Source organism: Pseudomonas indica NBRC 103045, from assembly GCF_002091635.1.
GTDB classification, from domain to species: Bacteria; Pseudomonadota; Gammaproteobacteria; order Pseudomonadales; family Pseudomonadaceae; genus Pseudomonas_M; species Pseudomonas_M indica.
On record NZ_BDAC01000040.1, the window covers coordinates 1 to 16,388 of the forward strand.

A 16,388-nucleotide genomic window follows, 5' to 3' on the forward strand; every position below is an offset into this window, starting at 1 on the left:
CCCGGATAAGCGCCAGCGCAATCCGGGAATCGCACCGCACCAGACACACCCCTCAGGGCCGGTTGGCCGCCTGTGCCGCCTCGATCAGATCGCGGCCGATCTCGCCCTCGAACTTCTGCCACACCGGCTTCATCGCCTCGCGCCATTCGGCACGTTGCGCCGGGGTGAGCACGAGGATTTCGCTGGTGCCGGCGGCGGCGATGCGTGCGCGGGCCTCCTGGTTGAGCGCCTCGGCCTGGCGGTTCACCTCGACGGTCACTTCGTCGACGACCTTCTCCAGCTCGTCGCGCACGTCGGCCGGCAGGCCGTTCCAGAAGGTCGCGTTGGTGATCAGCATGTAGTCGATGACGCCATGGTCGGACTCGGTGAGGTACTTCTGCACCTCATGGACCTTCTGGCTCTCGTAGTTCGACCAGGTGTTCTCGGTACCGTTGACCACCCCGGTCTGCAGGCCCTGGTAGACCTCGGCGAAACTCATCTTGCGCGGGTTGGCGCGCACCGCCTTGAACTGCTCCTCCAGCACCCGCGACGCCTGCACGCGGAACTTCAGGCCACGCGCATCCTTCGGCTCGCGCAGCGGCTTGTTGGCGGAAAGCTGGCGCATGCCGTTGTGCCAATAGGCCAGGCCGAGAATGTTCTTGTCCTCCATGGCCTTGAGCAGCGCCTTGCCCTGCGGGCCCTTCTGGAAGCGATCGACGGCGCCCAGGTCATCGAACAGGAACGGCAGGTCGAACAGCTGGATCGGCTTGGCGTACTGCTCGAACTTGGCCAGCGACGGCGCCAGCAGGTGCACGTCGCCGAGCAGCAGCGCCTCCATCTCCTTGCCGTCGCCGAACAGTTGGGAATTCGGATAGACCTCCACCTGCACCCGGCCCGGCAGGCGCTCTTCGGCGAGCTTCTTGAACAGCAGCGCGCCCTGCCCTTTCGGGGTGTTGTCAGCGACCACGTGGGAGAACTTGATGACGATCGGGGCGCCCGGCTCGACCCCGGCTTGGGACAGCCCGGCGAGGGACAGCGAGAGCGCGCACAGGAGCGCGCGGGACATCGACTTCAGCATGGTGCATACCTCTTGTTCTTGTCAGTGCTGAAAAGGGAAATGGCGCGCCGCCCCGCGGCGAACGCCCTATGCCGGATCAAGCCCGGCGCGTTGCAGCAGGCGGCGGGCGCGGCCGATCACCGGCGCGTCGACCATCTGCCCATCGACCACGAAAACCCCGTCACCCGAGGCGTTCGCGGCCATGATCCGGCGTGCCCAGGCCAGCTCCTCGGCGCTGGGCATCAGCGCTTCGTGGACGACGACGACCTGGCCCGGGTGAATGCACAGCAATCCGCCGAAGCCCATATCGCGGGCCCTTTGCGCGGCCTCGGCGAGCCCGTCGCGGTCGGCGATGGCGGGGAACACGGTGTCCAGCGGCGCCGCCAGCCCGGCCATGCGGCTGTGCAGGAGCAGCGCGTAGCGGGCCTGGTCGAGGATGCGTTCGGCAGCCGCGCTGCCACTGGAGAGTCCCAGGTCGAGGCCGAGGTCGAGGCCGCCGAAGGACAGCCGCTCGACGCCCCCGGCCCGGGCGATCCCCTCCAGCGCCAGCAACCCCGCCGCGCTTTCCACCAGCGGCCAGACCGGCTTGCCGCAGGCCGACACCTCGGCCACCTGGGCGGCGCTTTCCACCTTGGGCAAGAGCACGCCAACCACACCGGAATGGCGCCGGCACAGCTCAAGGTCGGCGGCCTGACCGGGGTGGCCCGGTGCATTGATCCGCACCCGTACACGAGCATCGGGATTGGCGACGAGGAACGCATCCAAATGGGCACGCGCCTCGACCTTCTGCGCCTCCGGTACGGCGTCCTCAAGGTCGACGATGACCGCGTCGGCACCGCTGGCCAGGGCCTTCGGAATACGCTCCGGCCGGGTCGCCGGTACGAACAGCGCGGAGCGGATAAGCGTGGTGTTCATGGTGTGTCCTATGCAAAAACCGTTGGCGAGATCGATCCGAGATGACGCGATCTCGCCGCATGTCTGTTCGCGAATGAATTCGCGCCCACAAAAGGAGCCATCTGCGTAGCCCGGAGTACACCGAGGCTTCGCCGGGCGGATCTATCCGCCCACGAAACCTCGCCGAACGAATGCATCTGCCCCTACACGTAACCCGTAGGAGCCAGCTCTGCTGGCGATCCATACGCCTCTACACCGCACCGGCCTCGCGCAATTGCCGGATGTCGCCCTCGGCGAAGCCCAGTTCGGCGAGCAGGGATTCGGTGTGCTGGCCCAGCGCCGGGACCGGGTCCATGCGCGGGGCGAAGGCGTTGTTGCGTCCCGGTGGCAGCAGCGCAGGCAAGGGGCCGGACGGGCTGTCCACCTCGCGCCAGCAGTCGCGTGCCTGCAACTGGGGATGCGCCCAGACACCGGCCATGTCGTTCACATGGGCGCTGGCGATCTGCGCGGCCTCCAGGCGTTCGATCACCTGCTCGGCGCTGAGCCCGGCGAAGGTCTCGACGATCAGCGCCCGCAACGCCTCGCGATTGGCCGAACGCTTGAAATTGGCGGAGAAGCGCTCGTCGCCAGCCAGTTCCGGCCGCAACAGGACCTTCTCGCAGAACAGATGCCACTCGCGCTCGTTCTGTAGGCCGAGCATCACGGTGCCGCCGTCGCCGGTGGGGAATGGTCCGTAAGGGTAGATGGTGGCGTGGGCGGCGCCGGCACGCGGTGGCGGCGGTGCGCCGTCGAAGGCGTAGTACAGCGGGTAGCCCATCCACTCCACCAGGCTTTCCAGCATGGACACGTCCACCCGGCTGCCCTGCCCGGTCTTCTCCCGCAGCATCAGTGCGGAGAGCACGCCGGTGTAGGCGTACATGCCGGAGGCGATGTCGGCGATGGAGCAGCCGGCCTTGGCCATCTGGTCCTCGCCGGGGCCGCCGGTCACGGAGAGGAAGCCGCCCTCGCTCTGGATCAGCAGGTCGTAGGCTTTCTTCTGCTCGTACGGGCCGCCTTCGCCGTAGCCGGAAATGTCGCAGACGATCAACCGCGGAAAGCGCTCATGCAGGGCCTCGAAGGACAGCCCCATGCGCGCCGCCGCGCCGGGTGCGAGGTTCTGCACCAGCACGTCGGCCTCGCCGAGCAGCCGCTCCAGCACCGCCATGGCTTCGGCGCGCTTGAGATCGAGTGTCAGGCTTTCCTTGGAACGGTTGGTCCAGACGAAATGGGAGGCCAGCCCCCTCACCCGCTCGTCGTAGCCACGGGCGAAATCGCCGGAACCGGGGCGCTCCACCTTGATCACCCGCGCGCCGAGGTCGGCCAGTTGGCGGGTGCAGAACGGCGCGGCGATGGCATGTTCCAGGCTGACCACGGTGATGCCGTCGAGGGGCCGTTGTTCGCTTGCATTCATTCTTTTCATACCTACCTCTTGTAGGAGCGGATTTATCCGCGAAGATGTCCGCCACTTCGACACAACAGCAGCGCCTGACACATTGCATTCGCGGATAAATCCGCTCCCACGGGTGGAGTGTTCAGTTCGCGTCAGACCAGATTGTCCAGATCATCGGTTCCACGCAGGCGCCAGACCCGCTCGATCAGCACGCCGGCGTCGTCCGCGGGGTAGCCGCCGAAGGCGAGCAGGCGGCGGAATTTGTCTTCCAGCTCCAGCCGCGACAGGCCGTTGTCCGGGTCGCCCTTGGGCGTGTCGATGGCCCCGCGCAGGGTGCGGCCGTCGACGGTGACCACCTCGACACGGCCCAGCCAATGCCGCGGATAGGCGCGGTCCACCTCAGGGTCGAGGACCATTCGCACCTTGTCGCGGAACGCCGCCACCCGGGGGTCGCCCAGGGCGAAGCGCTGGAACTCGGCGAGCCCGGCCTTGCCATGCACCGCGATCAGGCCGAGCACGGTACCCATGGAGAACTTCGCCTGGTGCACGCTCTGCGGCACTGTCACCCGGCCAAGCACGTCGAGCGCGCCCTGGTGGACGTGAGCGGTGACGGCAGAAATGGCCTCGGCCTCCAGCCCCTCTCGCCACATCAGGTCAAGCAGCGCATCGGCGGCCGGGTGGGTGTGGCGGCAGGAGGCGTGGTATTTGAAGGAGGTTTCCAGGATCGCCCAGCGTTGGCCGAGGCGGTCGGCCAATCGGCTCGGGTCGGCATCGCTGGACATGCCGGCCGCCATGCCCTGCTCGCCTTCGAGAATGTCCTGGGCGCCGGTCAGCCCGTCCGCCGTCAGGTAGGCGGCGAGCAGGCCATCGGCGGCAGCCTTGGCGGTGTGCAGCTGCTTGGAGTCGGCGGCGTCGCGGAGGAACTGCCAGAGCCCGGCGGCCTGGGTACCGGCGCTGCCCAGCAGGTGCAGCATGCGCGCCGCGTCGAAGTCCATCAGCTTGCCCACTGCGACGGCGGCGGCCAGGGTGCCCACGGTCGCCGTGGTGTGGAAGATGCGGTAGTGCGAGCGGCCGAGGAACTCGCCGATGCGGATGCCCGCCTCGTAGCCGGCCACCGCCGCCAGGATCAACTCGCGGCCGGACTTGCCCAGGTCCTGCGCGGCGGCCAGCACGGCCGGGAACACCACCGTGGCCGGGTGCAGCACTGAGCTGTTGTGCAGGTCGTCCTGCTCCAGCAGATGCGAGCTGGCGGCGTTGACCAGGGCGGCGAAGTACGCCGAAGTGCCGCGCCCGCTGACCAGGATGCGCGCCGCGCCATCGGCCGGCCCCATGCGCTCGGCATAGCGCTCGAACAGCGGGATCGGCTGCTGGCCACGGGCGGCCAGGGCCGAACCGAGCCAGTCGAGGAACAGTTCCTCGGTGTAGGCCACCACGTCTTCGGGCAGGTCGTCGTAGCGGAGTGCGGCGAGGAAGGCGGCCAAGGTGTTCGTCTGGGACATGCAAACTCCTCAGAAGCTGCGCGGCAGATCGAGCTGGTGCTCGGCCACGTAGGACAGGATCAGGTTGGTGGAGATGGGCGCCACCTGGTACAGGCGCGTCTCGCGGAACTTGCGCTCGACGTCGTACTCGCAGGCGAAGCCGAAGCCGCCGTGGGTCTGCAGGCAGGCGTTGGCCGCCTCCCAGGAGGCCTTGGCCGCCAGGTACTTGGCCATGTTGGCGCTGGCCCCGGCATTCAGCCCGGCGTCGTACTCGCGGCAGGCGCGCCAGCGCATCAGATCGGCCGCCTCGATCTCGATGTGCGCCTCGGCGATGGGGAACTGCACACCCTGGTTCTGCCCGATGGGCCGACCGAACACCACGCGGTCGCGGGCGTACTGACTGGCCTTGTCGACGAACCAGCGGCCGTCGCCGATGCACTCGGCGGCGATCAGGGTGCGCTCGGCATTGAGGCCGTCGAGGATGTAGCGGAAGCCCTTGCCCTCCTCGCCGATCAGGCTCTCGGCCGGCAGCTCCAGGTTGTCGAAGAACAGCTCGTTGGTCTCGTGGTTGACCATGTTGGCGATGGGCTGGACGGTCAGGCCGTTGCCGATGGCCTCGCGCAGGTCGACGAGGAAGATCGACATGCCCTCGGACTTCTTCTTCACCTCGGCCAGCGGCGTGGTGCGCGCCAGCAGGATCATCAGGTCGGAATGCTGGATGCGCGAGATCCATACCTTCTGGCCGTTGATGACGTAGCGGTCGCCCTTCTTCACCGCGGTGGTCTTGATCCGGGTGGTGTCCGTGCCGGTGGTGGGCTCGGTGACACCCATGGATTGCAGGCGCAGCTCGCCGGCGGCGATCTTCGGCAGGTACTCGCGCTTCTGCGCCTCGCTGCCGTTCCGCAACAGGGTGAACATGTTGTACATCTGGCCGTGCACGGTGCCGGAATTGCCGCCGCAGCGGTTGACCTCCTCGAGGATCACCGAAGCCTCCGCCAGGCCCAGGCCGGAGCCGCCGTACTCGGCCGGGATCATCGCCGCCAGCCAGCCGGCACGGGTCAGCGCTTCGACGAAGGCTTCGGGGAAACCCTTCTGCTCGTCGACCTTGCGCCAGTACTCGGCGGGGAATTCCGCACAGAGGGCGCGCACGCCTTCGCGGATGGCGTTGAGTTCTTCTGCATTCTGATTGTCATTTGTCATGTCGTTGCTTCCTCGTTGTCAGCGAGAGCGCCCCCTCACCCTAACCCTCTCCCCAGAGGGGCGAGGGGACTGGTCGGTGTCCGGTTTCCAGATCGCCGTATGTGCTAAGCACCGCCTGGTCCGAGTACGCCGGATAGCTCCTATTTCTACCTGGGGATGACCTGCGTCTGTTTGTCGTCATGTCGTTGCTTACTCGTTGTCAGCGAGGGCGCCCCCTCACCCCAGCCCTCGGCTTTGGCATCCTGCGTCGCTCTACCTCCTGCATCCACGCAGTCTCCCCAGAGAGGCGAGGGAGCTATCCGGCGTACGTCGCACCAAACGGTGCCCAGCACGTACGCCGATGCGGGAAATGGGCACAGACCAGTCCCCTCGCCCCCTTGGGGAGAGGGTTAGGGTGAGGGGGCGGAGTCCCGCCATGCACCTCACTCGAATTCCACCTCCGCCCGCTGCGCCAGGCCCGCCTGGTCGCCGGCCCACAGCTCGGCGCGGCCGGGGGCGACGATTCGGCCGCCCACCTCGAACGGCTGCGGCGCGATCAGCGGGCGCAGGCCGCGATAGGCGAAGTGGCGCAGGCGCGCTTGCGGATTGGTGCGGCAGAAGGCACGCAGGTTGAGGGTGGCGATCAGCGGGCCATGCACCACCAGCCCGGCGTAGCCCTCGCCCTCGGTGGCGTAGGGCCAGTCGTAATGGATGCGATGGCCGTTGAAGGTCACCGCCGAATAACGGAACAACAGCGTCGAACTGGGCGTCACCGCCTCGCGCCAGTCGCCGGCGACCAGGGGTTCGCCGCTGGAGGTCTTCGGCGGGCTGGGCTCGCGGTAGACGATGTCCTGCTCCTCGCGCAGAGCCAGCCGACCACCCTGGAAGTAGTCGTGACGCAGGGTGACGAACAGCAGCGCACCGGTCCGCCCGTGCTTTTCCTCGACGTTGAGGATGCTGGTCACGCGGCTGGCCTCGCTCCCGGCCCGCAGCGGTTCGAAAAACTCGAAACGCCCCCCGGCCCACATCCGGTTGCGTCCCTCGGCCGGCGGCAGGAAACCGCCGCGCGCCGGGTGGCCGTCGCCGCCCAGGCCGCTCTCGGCCACGGCCTCCTGGAAGAAGCACCAGTGCCACAACGGCGGCAGCGCCTCGCCGGGTGCAGGGGTCGGCTCGCCGAAGGTGGCGGCGATGCGCTCGAGCAAGGTACCGCTCAGCGTGTCGTGGGTTTCCTCGGTGCGCCCGATCCAGGCGGAGAACGCAGCGTCGCTCATGGTCATCTCTCGCGGCAGTTGTGATCTGCCGGCAAGGATGCAAGGCGCGCCGCGTTCCGGGAATCAGTGTTTATTTAACCCAGCGTTCGATTATGCTGAACGCCACGCGGCAGGCGAGACGTCCTGCGCCCGCTGTATGGAGACGCGGAGCGTCTCGGTCTGCGTTCCCACGCGGAGCGTGGGAACGATCAACCGATTGCTGAGAGAAATTCGCCGTGCACTTCGATCTGGCCGACCTGCGCCTGTTCATCCACATTGCCGAGGCACCGAGCCTGACCCAGGGCGCCCGCCGCGCCTTTCTCTCCCCGGCCGCCGCCAGCGCGCGGATCAAGGCCCTCGAAGGCCAGCTCGGCTCGCGCCTGCTGTACCGCGACAACCGCGGCGTCGAGCTGACCCCGGCCGGCCAGCGACTGCTACAGCACGCCCGGCTGATCATGCGCCAGGTGGATTACCTGAAGAGCGAGTTCACCGACTACGGCGCCGAGGCGGCCGGGCACATCCGCATCTTCGCCAACACCACGGCGGTCACCGAATTCCTCCCCGAGGTCCTCGCCGGCTTCCTTGCCGACCGCCCCGGTGTCACGGTGGACCTGCAGGAGCGGCTGTCGCGTGACATCGTGCGCGGCGTGCTGGATGGCTCCACCGACCTCGGCATCATTGCCGGGCCGGTGCAGGCGCCCGGCCTGCAAGTGCTGCACTTCAGCACCGACCGGCTGGTGCTGGCGGTCCCCGTCGGCCATGAACTGGCCGCCCGCGAACGGGTGAAGCTGCACGACACCCTCGCCTTCCAGCACATCGGCCTGCATGAGGGCAGCACCCTGCTGAGCTTCCTGCGCGAACGGGTGGAGCACCTGGGCGAGCAACTGTCGCTGCGCATCCAGGTTTCGAGTTTCGAGGCGGTGTGCCGGATGATCGAGGCCGGCGTGGGCATCGGCATCATCCCGGAATCGGCGGCGCGCCGGCATAGCAGGACCATGCGCCTGGCGGTGGTGGAACTGGACGAGCCTTGGGCGGTGCGCGAACGCAGCATCCTGGTCCGCGAACTGGAGGCGTTGCCGGGCAGCATCCGCGCGCTGATCGCCACCCTGCGCCAGGAGCCCGACCCGGCCCGTTGAGCGGGCAAAAAAGAGGGCGACCCATGAGGTCGCCCGCCCAATTCATTCCGAAAACGGAATGTCCAGTAACGCTTGCGTCCAGATCACGCAGATTCGGACGGCCCCTTTTTACCCAGCGAGCCGGGACGCGGCCATTGCACCAAGGTCGTAGACGGGGAGCTATTCCTTACCAAGACCATGCTGGCGCAGCTTGTTGGCGATGGTGGTGTGCGACACGCCCAGGCGCTTGCCCAGTTGGCGGCTGCTCGGGTGCTCGGCGTAAAGGCGCTCCAGCACGGCCTTCTCGAAGCGGCCGAGGATATCGTCCAGGCTACCCTCGGTGGAAAACTCGCCCAGCGGCTGCGGCGCGCCGTAGTCCGGCAGGCGGATGTGCTCGGGCTTCACCGTGCCGCCCTCGCACAGCGAGACCGCCTGGAACAATACGTTCTCCAGTTGCCGCACGTTGCCCGGCCAGTGGTAGTGGCTGAGCCGCTCGAACGCCGGCGTCGCCAGCTTCGGCAGCGGGCAGCCGATCTGCCGGCTGGCCTGGTCGAGGAAGTGCTCCACCAGCGGTGCCAGGCCGTCGAGACATTCGCGCAGCGGCGGGATGTGCAGGCTGAGCACGTTGAGGCGGTGGTAGAGATCCTGGCGGAATTCGCCACGGGCACAGAGTTCGGAGAGGTCCTGCTGGGTGGCGCAGATCACCCGCACGTCGAGATAGACCTCCTCGTCACTGCCGACCCGGCGGAAACAGCCGTCCTGCAGGAAGCGCAGCAGCTTGGCCTGGAGGCGCGGGCTCATTTCGCCGACCCCATCGAGGAACAGCGTGCCGCCGGCGGTGAGTTCGAGCAGGCCGAGCTTGCCTTCCGGGCGCGCCCCTTCGAAGGCACCCGGGCCGTAGCCGAACAGCTCGGTCTCGGCCATGGATTCCGGCAGGCCGGCGCAGTTCAGCGCCATGAACGGCGACTGCCCGCGCGGGCTGGCCAAGTGGCAGGCACGGGCCAGCAATTCCTTGCCGGTGCCGGTCTCGCCCTCGATCAGCAGCGGCGCGTCCAGCGGCGCCATGCGCCGGGCCTCGCGCACCACCGCAGCCATCACCTTCGAGCTCTGGAAGATGCTGTCGAAGCCGCGCAGCTCCTGCTTGCGCACGTTGTAGATGCGCTCGCCGACCCGGTCCGCCCGGTGCAGGGTGAGCACCGCGCCGGCCAGGGCGTCGCTCTCGTCGTGCTCGGTCTGCAACGGGGCGATGTCAGCGAGGAAAATGTCGCCCTTCACCTTCACCCGCAGGCCGTTGATCCGCGCCTTGTTGGCCCGCACCAGCTCGGGCAGGTCGAAATCCTCGATGTAGCGCGACAAGGGAATGCCCGGCACCTCGTCGACGCGCACGCCGAGCAACTGCGCCGCCGCCCGGTTGGCGGCGACGATGGAGCCGCCCATGTCGATGGACAGCACGGGGAAATCCAGCGCGCCGAGCAGCGCGTTCAGCTCCAGGTGGCGGCGCTCGCTGGGCATCAGCCCGACGCGCTTGACGCCGAACACGCCGTGGATGGCTTCCAGCTTCGGGCGGAGGGCTTGGAATTGCAGGTTGATCAGGTTCGGGCAATGCAGGTAGATGGCGTTGCCCTGCTCGCCGCCGACCTCGCCACGGGCCACGTTGATGCCGTAATCGACCAGCAGGTTGAGGATGTCGCGGAGGATGCCGACGCGGTTCTGGCAATGGACTTTGATGCGCATGACGGACCACGGTCTGTTGGTTACGGCCGATTTTTCGTATACCGGCCTTAATTTTCCGTCAAGAATATGTGACAGATCGACGCACCAGCAAGGCCGAAGCAGGCCAACTCGCCTGGTTTGTAATCTTTTCTTTACGAAATTTTCGACGAATATCGCCGGCAGCCTTGTGCGCCGGGCTGTTCCCGGTTGGCTTTCGCGGTATTTCTGGAGTCAACACAACAACAAAGCCCGCCCCAGGAGGCGCCTATGAAAACCACGCAGTACGTGGCCCGTCAGCCGGACGAGCATGGTTTCATTCACTACCCCGAAGCCGAGCATGCCGTCTGGAACACATTGATCACCCGCCAGTTGAAGGTGATCGAGGGTCGCGCCTGCCAGGAATACCTGGACGGCATCGAGCAGCTCGGCCTGCCGCATGACCGCATTCCCCAGCTCGACGAGATCAACCGCGTGCTCCAGGCCGCCACCGGCTGGCGTGTGGCGCGGGTTCCGGCGCTGATCCCGTTCCAGACCTTCTTCGAGTTGCTGGCCAGCCAGCAATTCCCGGTGGCCACCTTCATCCGCACCCCGGAAGAACTGGACTACCTGCAAGAGCCGGACATCTTCCACGAAATCTTCGGCCACTGCCCGCTGCTGACCAACCCCTGGTTCGCCGAATTCACCCACACCTACGGCAAGCTCGGCCTGAAGGCGACCAAGGAAGAGCGCGTCTTCCTCGCCCGCCTGTACTGGATGACCATCGAGTTCGGCCTGGTCGACACCCCGGCCGGTCGTCGCATCTACGGCGGCGGCATCCTTTCCTCGCCGAAGGAAACCGTCTATTGCCTGTCGAATGCCCCCGAGCACCAGCCGTTCGACCCGCTGGAGGCGATGCGCACGCCGTACCGCATCGACATCCTGCAACCGCTGTATTTCGTGCTGCCGGACCTCAAGCGCCTGTTCGACCTGGCCCACGAGGACATCATGGCACTGGTCCACCAGGCCATGGCCCTCGGCCTGCACGCACCGAAATTCCCGCCCAAGGCGGCCTGACGCACATCGCTGCGTAGCGCGCAGGCCGGGTCGAGCGACGCGCCCCAGCCTGCGGACTGGCTACGCTTGAACCCGTTCGCACCGATTCATTGAAGGAACCCACCATGACCGCACTCTCCCAAGCCCATTGCGAAGCCTGCCGCGCCGACGCGCCGAAAGTCTCCGACGACGAACTGGCCGAGCTGATCCGCCTGATTCCCGACTGGAACATCGAAGTCCGCGACGGAATCATGCAGTTGGAAAAGGTCTTCCTGTTCAAGAACTTCAAGCATGCCCTGGCCTTCACCAACGCGGTCGGCGAGATCGCCGAAGCCGAAGGCCATCACCCCGGCCTGCTCACCGAGTGGGGCAAGGTCACCGTGACCTGGTGGAGCCACTCGATCAAGGGCCTGCACCGCAACGACTTCATCATGGCCGCCCGTACCGATGAAGTGGCCAAGACCGCCGAGGGCCGCAAGTGAAGCATTTCAATGCCGTCGCCCGGGTGCCGGGCGACCCGATCCTCGGCCTGATGGAGGCGTACCGCGCCGATCCGAACCCGGCCAAGCTCGACCTCGGCGTCGGCGTGTACAAGGACGCCCAGGGCCTGACGCCGATCCCGCGCGCAGTGAAGCTCGCCGAGCAGCGCCTGATCGACAGCGAGACCACCAAGACCTATGTCGGCGGCCACGGTGACGCGGCCTTCGGGTCGCTGCTCGCCACCCTGGTGCTCGGCAAAGGTTCGCCGCTGCTCGCCGACGGCCGCGCCGGCGCCACCCAGACCCCCGGCGGTACCGGCGCGTTGCGTCTGGCCGGCGATTTCATCGCCCACTGCCTGCCGCACCGGACGATCTGGCTGAGCGACCCGACCTGGCCGATCCACGAGACGCTGTTCACCGAAGCCGGCCTGCGGGTGAAGCACTACCCCTACGTAGGCCGCGACAACCGCCTCGATGTGGAAGCGATGATCGCCGCGCTCAGCCATGTTCCGGCCGGCGATGTGGTGCTGCTGCACGCCTGCTGCCACAACCCCACCGGTTTCGACCTCGACCAGGACGACTGGCGCCGGGTGCTGGAAGTGATCAAGGCGCGCGAATTGCTGCCGCTGATCGACTTCGCCTACCAGGGCTTCGGCGACGGACTGGAGGAAGATGCCTTCGCCGTGCGCCTGTTCGCCGAGGCCCTGCCGGAATTGCTGATCACCAGCTCCTGCTCGAAGAACTTCGGTCTCTATCGCGAGCGCACCGGCGCGCTGATCGTCTGCGCCCACGACGCCGAGAAACTCACCGACGTGCGCAGCCAGCTCGCCTCGCTGGCCCGCAACCTCTGGTCCACTCCGCCCGCCCACGGCGCCGCGGTGGTCGCCACCATCCTCGGCGATGCCGAGCTGAAGGCGCTGTGGCAGGACGAACTGGACGCCATGCGCCGACGCGTCGCCGAGCTGCGCGTGGGCCTGGTCCAGGCGCTGGAACCCCATGGCCTGCACCAGCGCTTCGCCCACATCGCCCGGCAGCGCGGCATGTTCTCCTACACCGGTCTCACCGCCGATCAGGTGGCCCGATTGCGCGACGAGTTCAGCGTCTACCTGGTCGGCAGCGGCCGCGCCAACGTCGCCGGCATCGATGCCAACCGTATCGACGACTTGGCCAAGGCCATCGCCACGGTCTGCGCCACCTGAAGAAACACCCCTCGCTCCACCGGCCTTCGGGCCGGTTTTTTTGCACGCGCATTCTGCAAGAGAGGTACCTGTCGGGCGGTACCGTCGTGAGCCACTCCGTAGCACCACTCAATAATCCACCTTCCCCCTGCCCGCCTTGATCGTCGCACGCTTGGCCTTGCCTTCCAGGCGGCGCTGCTTCGAACCGAGGGTCGGTTTGGTCGGGCGGCGCTTCTTCTCCGCCTTGGCCACGCTACGGATCAGGACGGCCAGCCGTTCCAGGGCGTCGGCGCGGTTCTGCTCCTGGGTGCGGTACTGCTGCGCCTTGATCACGATCACCCCCTCGGCGGTGATGCGACTGTCGCGCAGCGCCAGCAGGCGTTCCTTGTAAAACGGCGGCAACGACGAGGCCTGGATGTCGAAACGCAGGTGCACGGCGCTGGACACCTTGTTGACGTTCTGTCCGCCGGCCCCCTGGGCGCGGATGGCGCTCAGTTCGATTTCGGCATCGGGTAGATGGACGTTGTTGGATATTTCCAGCATGGGCATGCGACCGGACAGATGAGTGCCCAGCATACCCGCCATGGCCTGAAATCTTTCGTTGGATTTTCGCCGCTGCGCACGACCGGGCGCTTGGTTACCCTGGCCTTCGACTCGTTGCGGGAACAATCCATGGACTCCATCACCCAGGCAGTACTCGGTGCCAGCATCCAGGGCGCGCTGCTCGGCCGCTGGCAGGGGCGAAAGGCGCTGCTGTACGGCGCCGTCCTCGGCACCCTGCCCGATCTCGACGTGGTCATCGACTATGGCGACGCGGTGGCCGAGATGACCTACCACCGTGGTTTCAGCCACTCGCTGTTCGTCCTCAGCGGCCTGGCCTTGCTGCTCACCGCCCTCTGCCGACGATGGCGGCCGAACCCAGGTTATTCGAGCGGGCGCCTGTTCCTCTCGCTCTGGCTGGTGCTGGTCACCCACCCGTTGCTGGATTGCTTCACCAGCTACGGCACCCAGCTCTTCTGGCCGCTGGACCTGCCGCCGATCAGCGGGTCCAGCGTGTTCATCATCGACCCGCTGTACACGCTGCCGCTGCTGGTCGCGGTGATCGCCGGCCTGCTGTTCGGCCTGAAGGGTAAGATGTCCCGCTGGCCGACCGTGGCGCTGGGACTATCGACGCTCTACCTGAGCTTCACCCTGGCCGGCAAGCAGATGGCCGAGCAGCGCGTGGAACAGGCCCTGGCCCGCGACGGTATCCACGCGGAGAAGATCTTCAGCACCCCGACACCCTTCAACAGCCTGCTCTGGCGGGTGATCGTGATCGACGGCGAGGATTATCACGAAGCGCTGGTCAGCTGGTTCGACCGCTCGCTGCCACATCTCGAACGGATTCCCCGCGGAACCCACCTGGCCGCCGTCCTCCACGACTCGCCGCAACATGCGCGGCTGGCCTGGTTCACCGACGGTGTACTGCGCTACGACGACATCGACGGCCACCTGGTGGTCACCGATCTGCGCCTGGGCATGACCGGCTTCCACCCGTTCCGCTTCGCCATGGCGACCCGCGAAGGGAATGGCTGGCACCTGATAAGGGATGTCGAACTCTGGCCGGTGGAACGCGGCGACCTGAGCCGCCTGCAGGTGCTCTGGCAACGCGTCTGGGAGGAGCGCCAGGTGCCCCTCCTGGCCTGGGCCAACGCGTTGCAGCGCGGGCCCCGGCAAAGCGCCCGCTGATGCCGACGGGCGAGGTAGGCACCGGCCCTGCCGGCCACTACAATCCCTCGAAATCCCACGAGCCATTGCCATGACCGCACGGATCGCTGTCCCCGCCGCCCTGCCCGCCTACGCTCGTCTGCCACTGGGCTTTTCCGTCGAACCGCTGCAACGCGCCCTGAGCGACCTGCCGGCGACGGCCTGGCAACCGCACTTCAACCGCGACTACTTCGAAGGCGACTGGAGCGGCATCGCCCTGCTCGCTCCGGCGGACGCACCGGATAGCCTGCTGGCCGGCCATGGCGAACCGGTCGCCACGCCACTGCTGGAAGCCTCGCCGTTCTGGCAGGACCTGCTGGCGCGGCTGCCCGGCCCGATCCGCAGCGCCCGCCTGCTGCGCCTGGGAGCGGGAGCGCGAATTCGCGAACACCGTGACCCGGACCTCGGCGACGACGACGGCGACCTGCGCCTGCATCTGCCGATCCACAGCCACGAGGCGGTGGAATTCATTCTCGAAGGCCGAGCCATCCCCATGCGTCCTGGCGAACTCTGGTTCCTCGACCTGAGCCGTTCGCACCGGGTGGAAAACCCCAGCCCTCATGCGCGCATCCATCTGGTGCTCGATTGCCGGCGCACGCCCGAGCTGCTGGAGCGGATCGCCGCGGGCCTGGCGGACACCCCGCCCGCGCAGGAGGCACGGGGAACCCGGCAATTCGCCCTGTTCCGCGCGGCGGTGCACCGGGACGCCGAGTTGCAACGGCGGCTACAGGCCATCGACGACGCACAATCCTTCGCCGAAACCGCCGTCGCCCTGGCCGCCGGAATCGGGCTGCATTTCAGCGAGGAAGACGTCCGCGCAGCGATGCAACAGGGCCGTCGGAGCTGGATCGAGCAATGGGTGATATGAGCATGGAAGCCTTGCGTCAGAACGAAACCGATTTCCACGGCTGGTTGCCGATCCGCATCTGGCCGGAACAGGGGCACTGGTGGGTCGACTGGTGCTGGTTCGGCAGCGAGGTGCTGTGCGAACCCTTCTTCCGCGACAGCGTGCAGAAGGCCCTGCGCAAGCCGTTCAACCAGGCGCTGCGCCGGTTGACCGGCATCGAGGCCTTGCTCGACTGGCAGGCCCGCTCGCCGGCTCCGGCGCCCCGCGCCTTCATCCATCATGCTTCACGCTGCGGCTCGACGTTGATCGCGCAATTGCTCACGCAACTGGACAGCCACACGGTCCTGTCCGAACCGCCGCCCCTGGATGCGGTGCTGCGTGCGCACTTCTTCGACCCGACCAGTGCGCCGCACCAGGCCGCCTGGACCCGGGCGCTGTTCTGCGCCTATGGCCAGCCCCGGCGTGGCGGCGATAGCGAGCTGGTGATCAAGCTGGATGCCTGGAATGTCTTCGAGGCGGATTTCCTCCGTGCGCTCTACCCGCAGACGCCGGCGATCTTTCTTTATCGCGACCCGCTGGAAATCGTCGTCTCGCAACTGCGCCAGCCGGGCGCGCATATGGTGCCGGGCATGATCGGCCCGTCACTGCTGGCGATCCCGGCTGAGGAAGCTTTCGAAGTGTCGCCGCTGGAGTTCGCTGCCCGCTGCATCGGCATGATCCTGCAGCGCGGGCTGGAACTCTGTCGCACAGGCGGGGCGGTTCCAGTGAACTACAGCGAGCTGCCGGGGGCTGTGTGGGGGCGGCTGGCGGAGATGCTGGGCGTTCCGCAAGAGGCTGCCGGCCGCCTGGCCGACGCCGCCGGGCGGGACGCTAAGCAGCCGGGCATGAGCTTCAGCCCGGACAGCGCCCGTAAACGTGCCGAAGCCAGCGCCGAAACCCGCGCCGCGGTGGAGCGCTGGGCCCGCGGGCCGTATGAGGGGCTGGAGCGCTTACGCCTGTAGGGGCGAAGTTA

The 16,388-nt window shown here is 67.3% G+C and carries 15 protein-coding genes; 7 read left to right on the plus strand and 8 right to left on the minus strand.

Going from position 1 to position 16,388, the window contains the following annotated elements; all coding sequences use genetic code 11:
• Positions 1-52 precede the first annotated feature (52 nt).
• The 6 genes from PIN01S_RS25730 to PIN01S_RS25755 form a co-directional block, all read right to left on the minus strand.
• Positions 53-1,057: a TRAP transporter substrate-binding protein gene (locus PIN01S_RS25730; RefSeq protein ID WP_084339765.1), complete on the minus strand. Its 1,005-nt coding sequence runs from the start codon at positions 1,055-1,057 to the stop codon at positions 53-55.
• A 66-nt stretch (positions 1,058-1,123) separates the two neighbouring features.
• Entirely contained in the window at positions 1,124-1,951 is an 828-nt protein-coding gene (locus PIN01S_RS25735) for an HpcH/HpaI aldolase/citrate lyase family protein (RefSeq protein ID WP_084339766.1), read from the minus strand.
• 229 nt (positions 1,952-2,180) lie between these two features.
• Complete coding sequence (locus tag PIN01S_RS25740) at positions 2,181-3,380, minus strand: CaiB/BaiF CoA transferase family protein (RefSeq protein WP_084339767.1); 1,200 nt, start codon at positions 3,378-3,380, stop codon at positions 2,181-2,183.
• A gap of 131 nt (positions 3,381-3,511) precedes the next feature.
• Positions 3,512-4,858, minus strand: coding sequence for an MmgE/PrpD family protein (locus PIN01S_RS25745; RefSeq protein ID WP_084339768.1), 1,347 nt, complete (start codon positions 4,856-4,858; stop codon positions 3,512-3,514).
• Positions 4,859-4,867: 9 nt separating this feature from the next.
• Positions 4,868-6,037 (minus strand): acyl-CoA dehydrogenase family protein, encoded by a 1,170-nt coding sequence (locus tag PIN01S_RS25750; RefSeq protein WP_084339769.1) that lies wholly within the window; start codon positions 6,035-6,037, stop codon positions 4,868-4,870.
• A gap of 422 nt (positions 6,038-6,459) precedes the next feature.
• The gene (locus PIN01S_RS25755; protein WP_084339770.1) at positions 6,460-7,287 is read right to left on the minus strand and encodes an HTD2 family dehydratase; all 828 of its coding nucleotides are present in this window, start codon (positions 7,285-7,287) and stop codon (positions 6,460-6,462) included.
• A gap of 215 nt (positions 7,288-7,502) precedes the next feature.
• Between PIN01S_RS25755 and PIN01S_RS25760 the strand changes: the two genes are divergently transcribed.
• Positions 7,503-8,402 (plus strand): LysR family transcriptional regulator, encoded by a 900-nt coding sequence (locus tag PIN01S_RS25760; protein WP_084339771.1) that lies wholly within the window; start codon positions 7,503-7,505, stop codon positions 8,400-8,402.
• A 159-nt stretch (positions 8,403-8,561) separates the two neighbouring features.
• On the opposite strand, the gene PIN01S_RS25765 is transcribed toward PIN01S_RS25760, so the two are convergent.
• The gene (locus PIN01S_RS25765) at positions 8,562-10,115 is read right to left on the minus strand and encodes a sigma-54-dependent transcriptional regulator (protein WP_084339772.1); all 1,554 of its coding nucleotides are present in this window, start codon (positions 10,113-10,115) and stop codon (positions 8,562-8,564) included.
• 246 nt (positions 10,116-10,361) lie between these two features.
• On the opposite strand from PIN01S_RS25765, the gene phhA reads away from it, so the two are divergent.
• From phhA to PIN01S_RS25780, 3 genes are all read left to right on the plus strand, one after another.
• Positions 10,362-11,147 carry a phenylalanine 4-monooxygenase gene (gene phhA / locus PIN01S_RS25770; RefSeq protein WP_084339773.1) on the plus strand — a complete coding sequence of 262 codons (786 nt, stop codon included), beginning with the start codon at positions 10,362-10,364 and terminating at the stop codon, positions 11,145-11,147.
• Between the two features lie 104 nt (positions 11,148-11,251).
• Entirely contained in the window at positions 11,252-11,608 is a 357-nt protein-coding gene (locus PIN01S_RS25775; protein WP_084339774.1) for a 4a-hydroxytetrahydrobiopterin dehydratase, read from the plus strand.
• Positions 11,605-12,804 (plus strand): amino acid aminotransferase, encoded by a 1,200-nt coding sequence (locus PIN01S_RS25780; protein WP_084339775.1) that lies wholly within the window; start codon positions 11,605-11,607, stop codon positions 12,802-12,804. The genes PIN01S_RS25775 and PIN01S_RS25780 overlap by 4 nt, the downstream gene beginning before the upstream one ends.
• 108 nt (positions 12,805-12,912) lie before the next feature.
• On the opposite strand, the gene arfB is transcribed toward PIN01S_RS25780, so the two are convergent.
• Entirely contained in the window at positions 12,913-13,326 is a 414-nt protein-coding gene (gene arfB, locus PIN01S_RS25785) for an alternative ribosome rescue aminoacyl-tRNA hydrolase ArfB (protein WP_084339777.1), read from the minus strand.
• A 129-nt stretch (positions 13,327-13,455) separates the two neighbouring features.
• On the opposite strand from arfB, the gene PIN01S_RS25790 reads away from it, so the two are divergent.
• The 3 genes from PIN01S_RS25790 to PIN01S_RS25800 all read left to right on the plus strand — a co-directional run bounded on the left by PIN01S_RS25790 (position 13,456) and on the right by PIN01S_RS25800 (position 16,377).
• Positions 13,456-14,511 (plus strand): metal-dependent hydrolase, encoded by a 1,056-nt coding sequence (locus PIN01S_RS25790; protein ID WP_084339778.1) that lies wholly within the window; start codon positions 13,456-13,458, stop codon positions 14,509-14,511.
• Between the two features lie 70 nt (positions 14,512-14,581).
• A complete protein-coding gene (locus tag PIN01S_RS25795; protein WP_084339776.1) occupies positions 14,582-15,397 on the plus strand; it encodes an aspartyl/asparaginyl beta-hydroxylase domain-containing protein in 816 nt (271 codons plus the stop codon).
• Positions 15,385-16,377, plus strand: a complete 993-nt coding sequence (locus PIN01S_RS25800; RefSeq protein ID WP_244506052.1) for a sulfotransferase family protein — start codon at positions 15,385-15,387, stop codon at positions 16,375-16,377. The genes PIN01S_RS25795 and PIN01S_RS25800 overlap by 13 nt, the downstream gene beginning before the upstream one ends.
• Positions 16,378-16,388 lie beyond the last annotated feature (11 nt).

Bases quoted from the DNA above. Each gene is read 5' to 3' on its own strand.
- PIN01S_RS25730 (WP_084339765.1), bottom strand. From the start codon at position 1,057: ATGCTGAAGTCGATGTCCCGCGCGCTCCTGTGCGCGCTCTCGCTGTCC.
- PIN01S_RS25735 (WP_084339766.1), bottom strand. From the start codon at position 1,951: ATGAACACCACGCTTATCCGCTCCGCGCTGTTCGTACCGGCGACCCGG.
- PIN01S_RS25740 (WP_084339767.1), bottom strand. From the start codon at position 3,380: ATGAATGCAAGCGAACAACGGCCCCTCGACGGCATCACCGTGGTCAGC.
- PIN01S_RS25745 (WP_084339768.1), bottom strand. From the start codon at position 4,858: ATGTCCCAGACGAACACCTTGGCCGCCTTCCTCGCCGCACTCCGCTAC.
- PIN01S_RS25750 (WP_084339769.1), bottom strand. From the start codon at position 6,037: ATGACAAATGACAATCAGAATGCAGAAGAACTCAACGCCATCCGCGAA.
- PIN01S_RS25755 (WP_084339770.1), bottom strand. From the start codon at position 7,287: ATGAGCGACGCTGCGTTCTCCGCCTGGATCGGGCGCACCGAGGAAACC.
- PIN01S_RS25765 (WP_084339772.1), bottom strand. From the start codon at position 10,115: ATGCGCATCAAAGTCCATTGCCAGAACCGCGTCGGCATCCTCCGCGAC.
- phhA (WP_084339773.1), top strand. From the start codon at position 10,362: ATGAAAACCACGCAGTACGTGGCCCGTCAGCCGGACGAGCATGGTTTC.
- PIN01S_RS25775 (WP_084339774.1), top strand. From the start codon at position 11,252: ATGACCGCACTCTCCCAAGCCCATTGCGAAGCCTGCCGCGCCGACGCG.
- arfB (WP_084339777.1), bottom strand. From the start codon at position 13,326: ATGCTGGAAATATCCAACAACGTCCATCTACCCGATGCCGAAATCGAA.
- PIN01S_RS25790 (WP_084339778.1), top strand. From the start codon at position 13,456: ATGGACTCCATCACCCAGGCAGTACTCGGTGCCAGCATCCAGGGCGCG.
- PIN01S_RS25795 (WP_084339776.1), top strand. From the start codon at position 14,582: ATGACCGCACGGATCGCTGTCCCCGCCGCCCTGCCCGCCTACGCTCGT.
- PIN01S_RS25800 (WP_244506052.1), top strand. From the start codon at position 15,385: ATGGGTGATATGAGCATGGAAGCCTTGCGTCAGAACGAAACCGATTTC.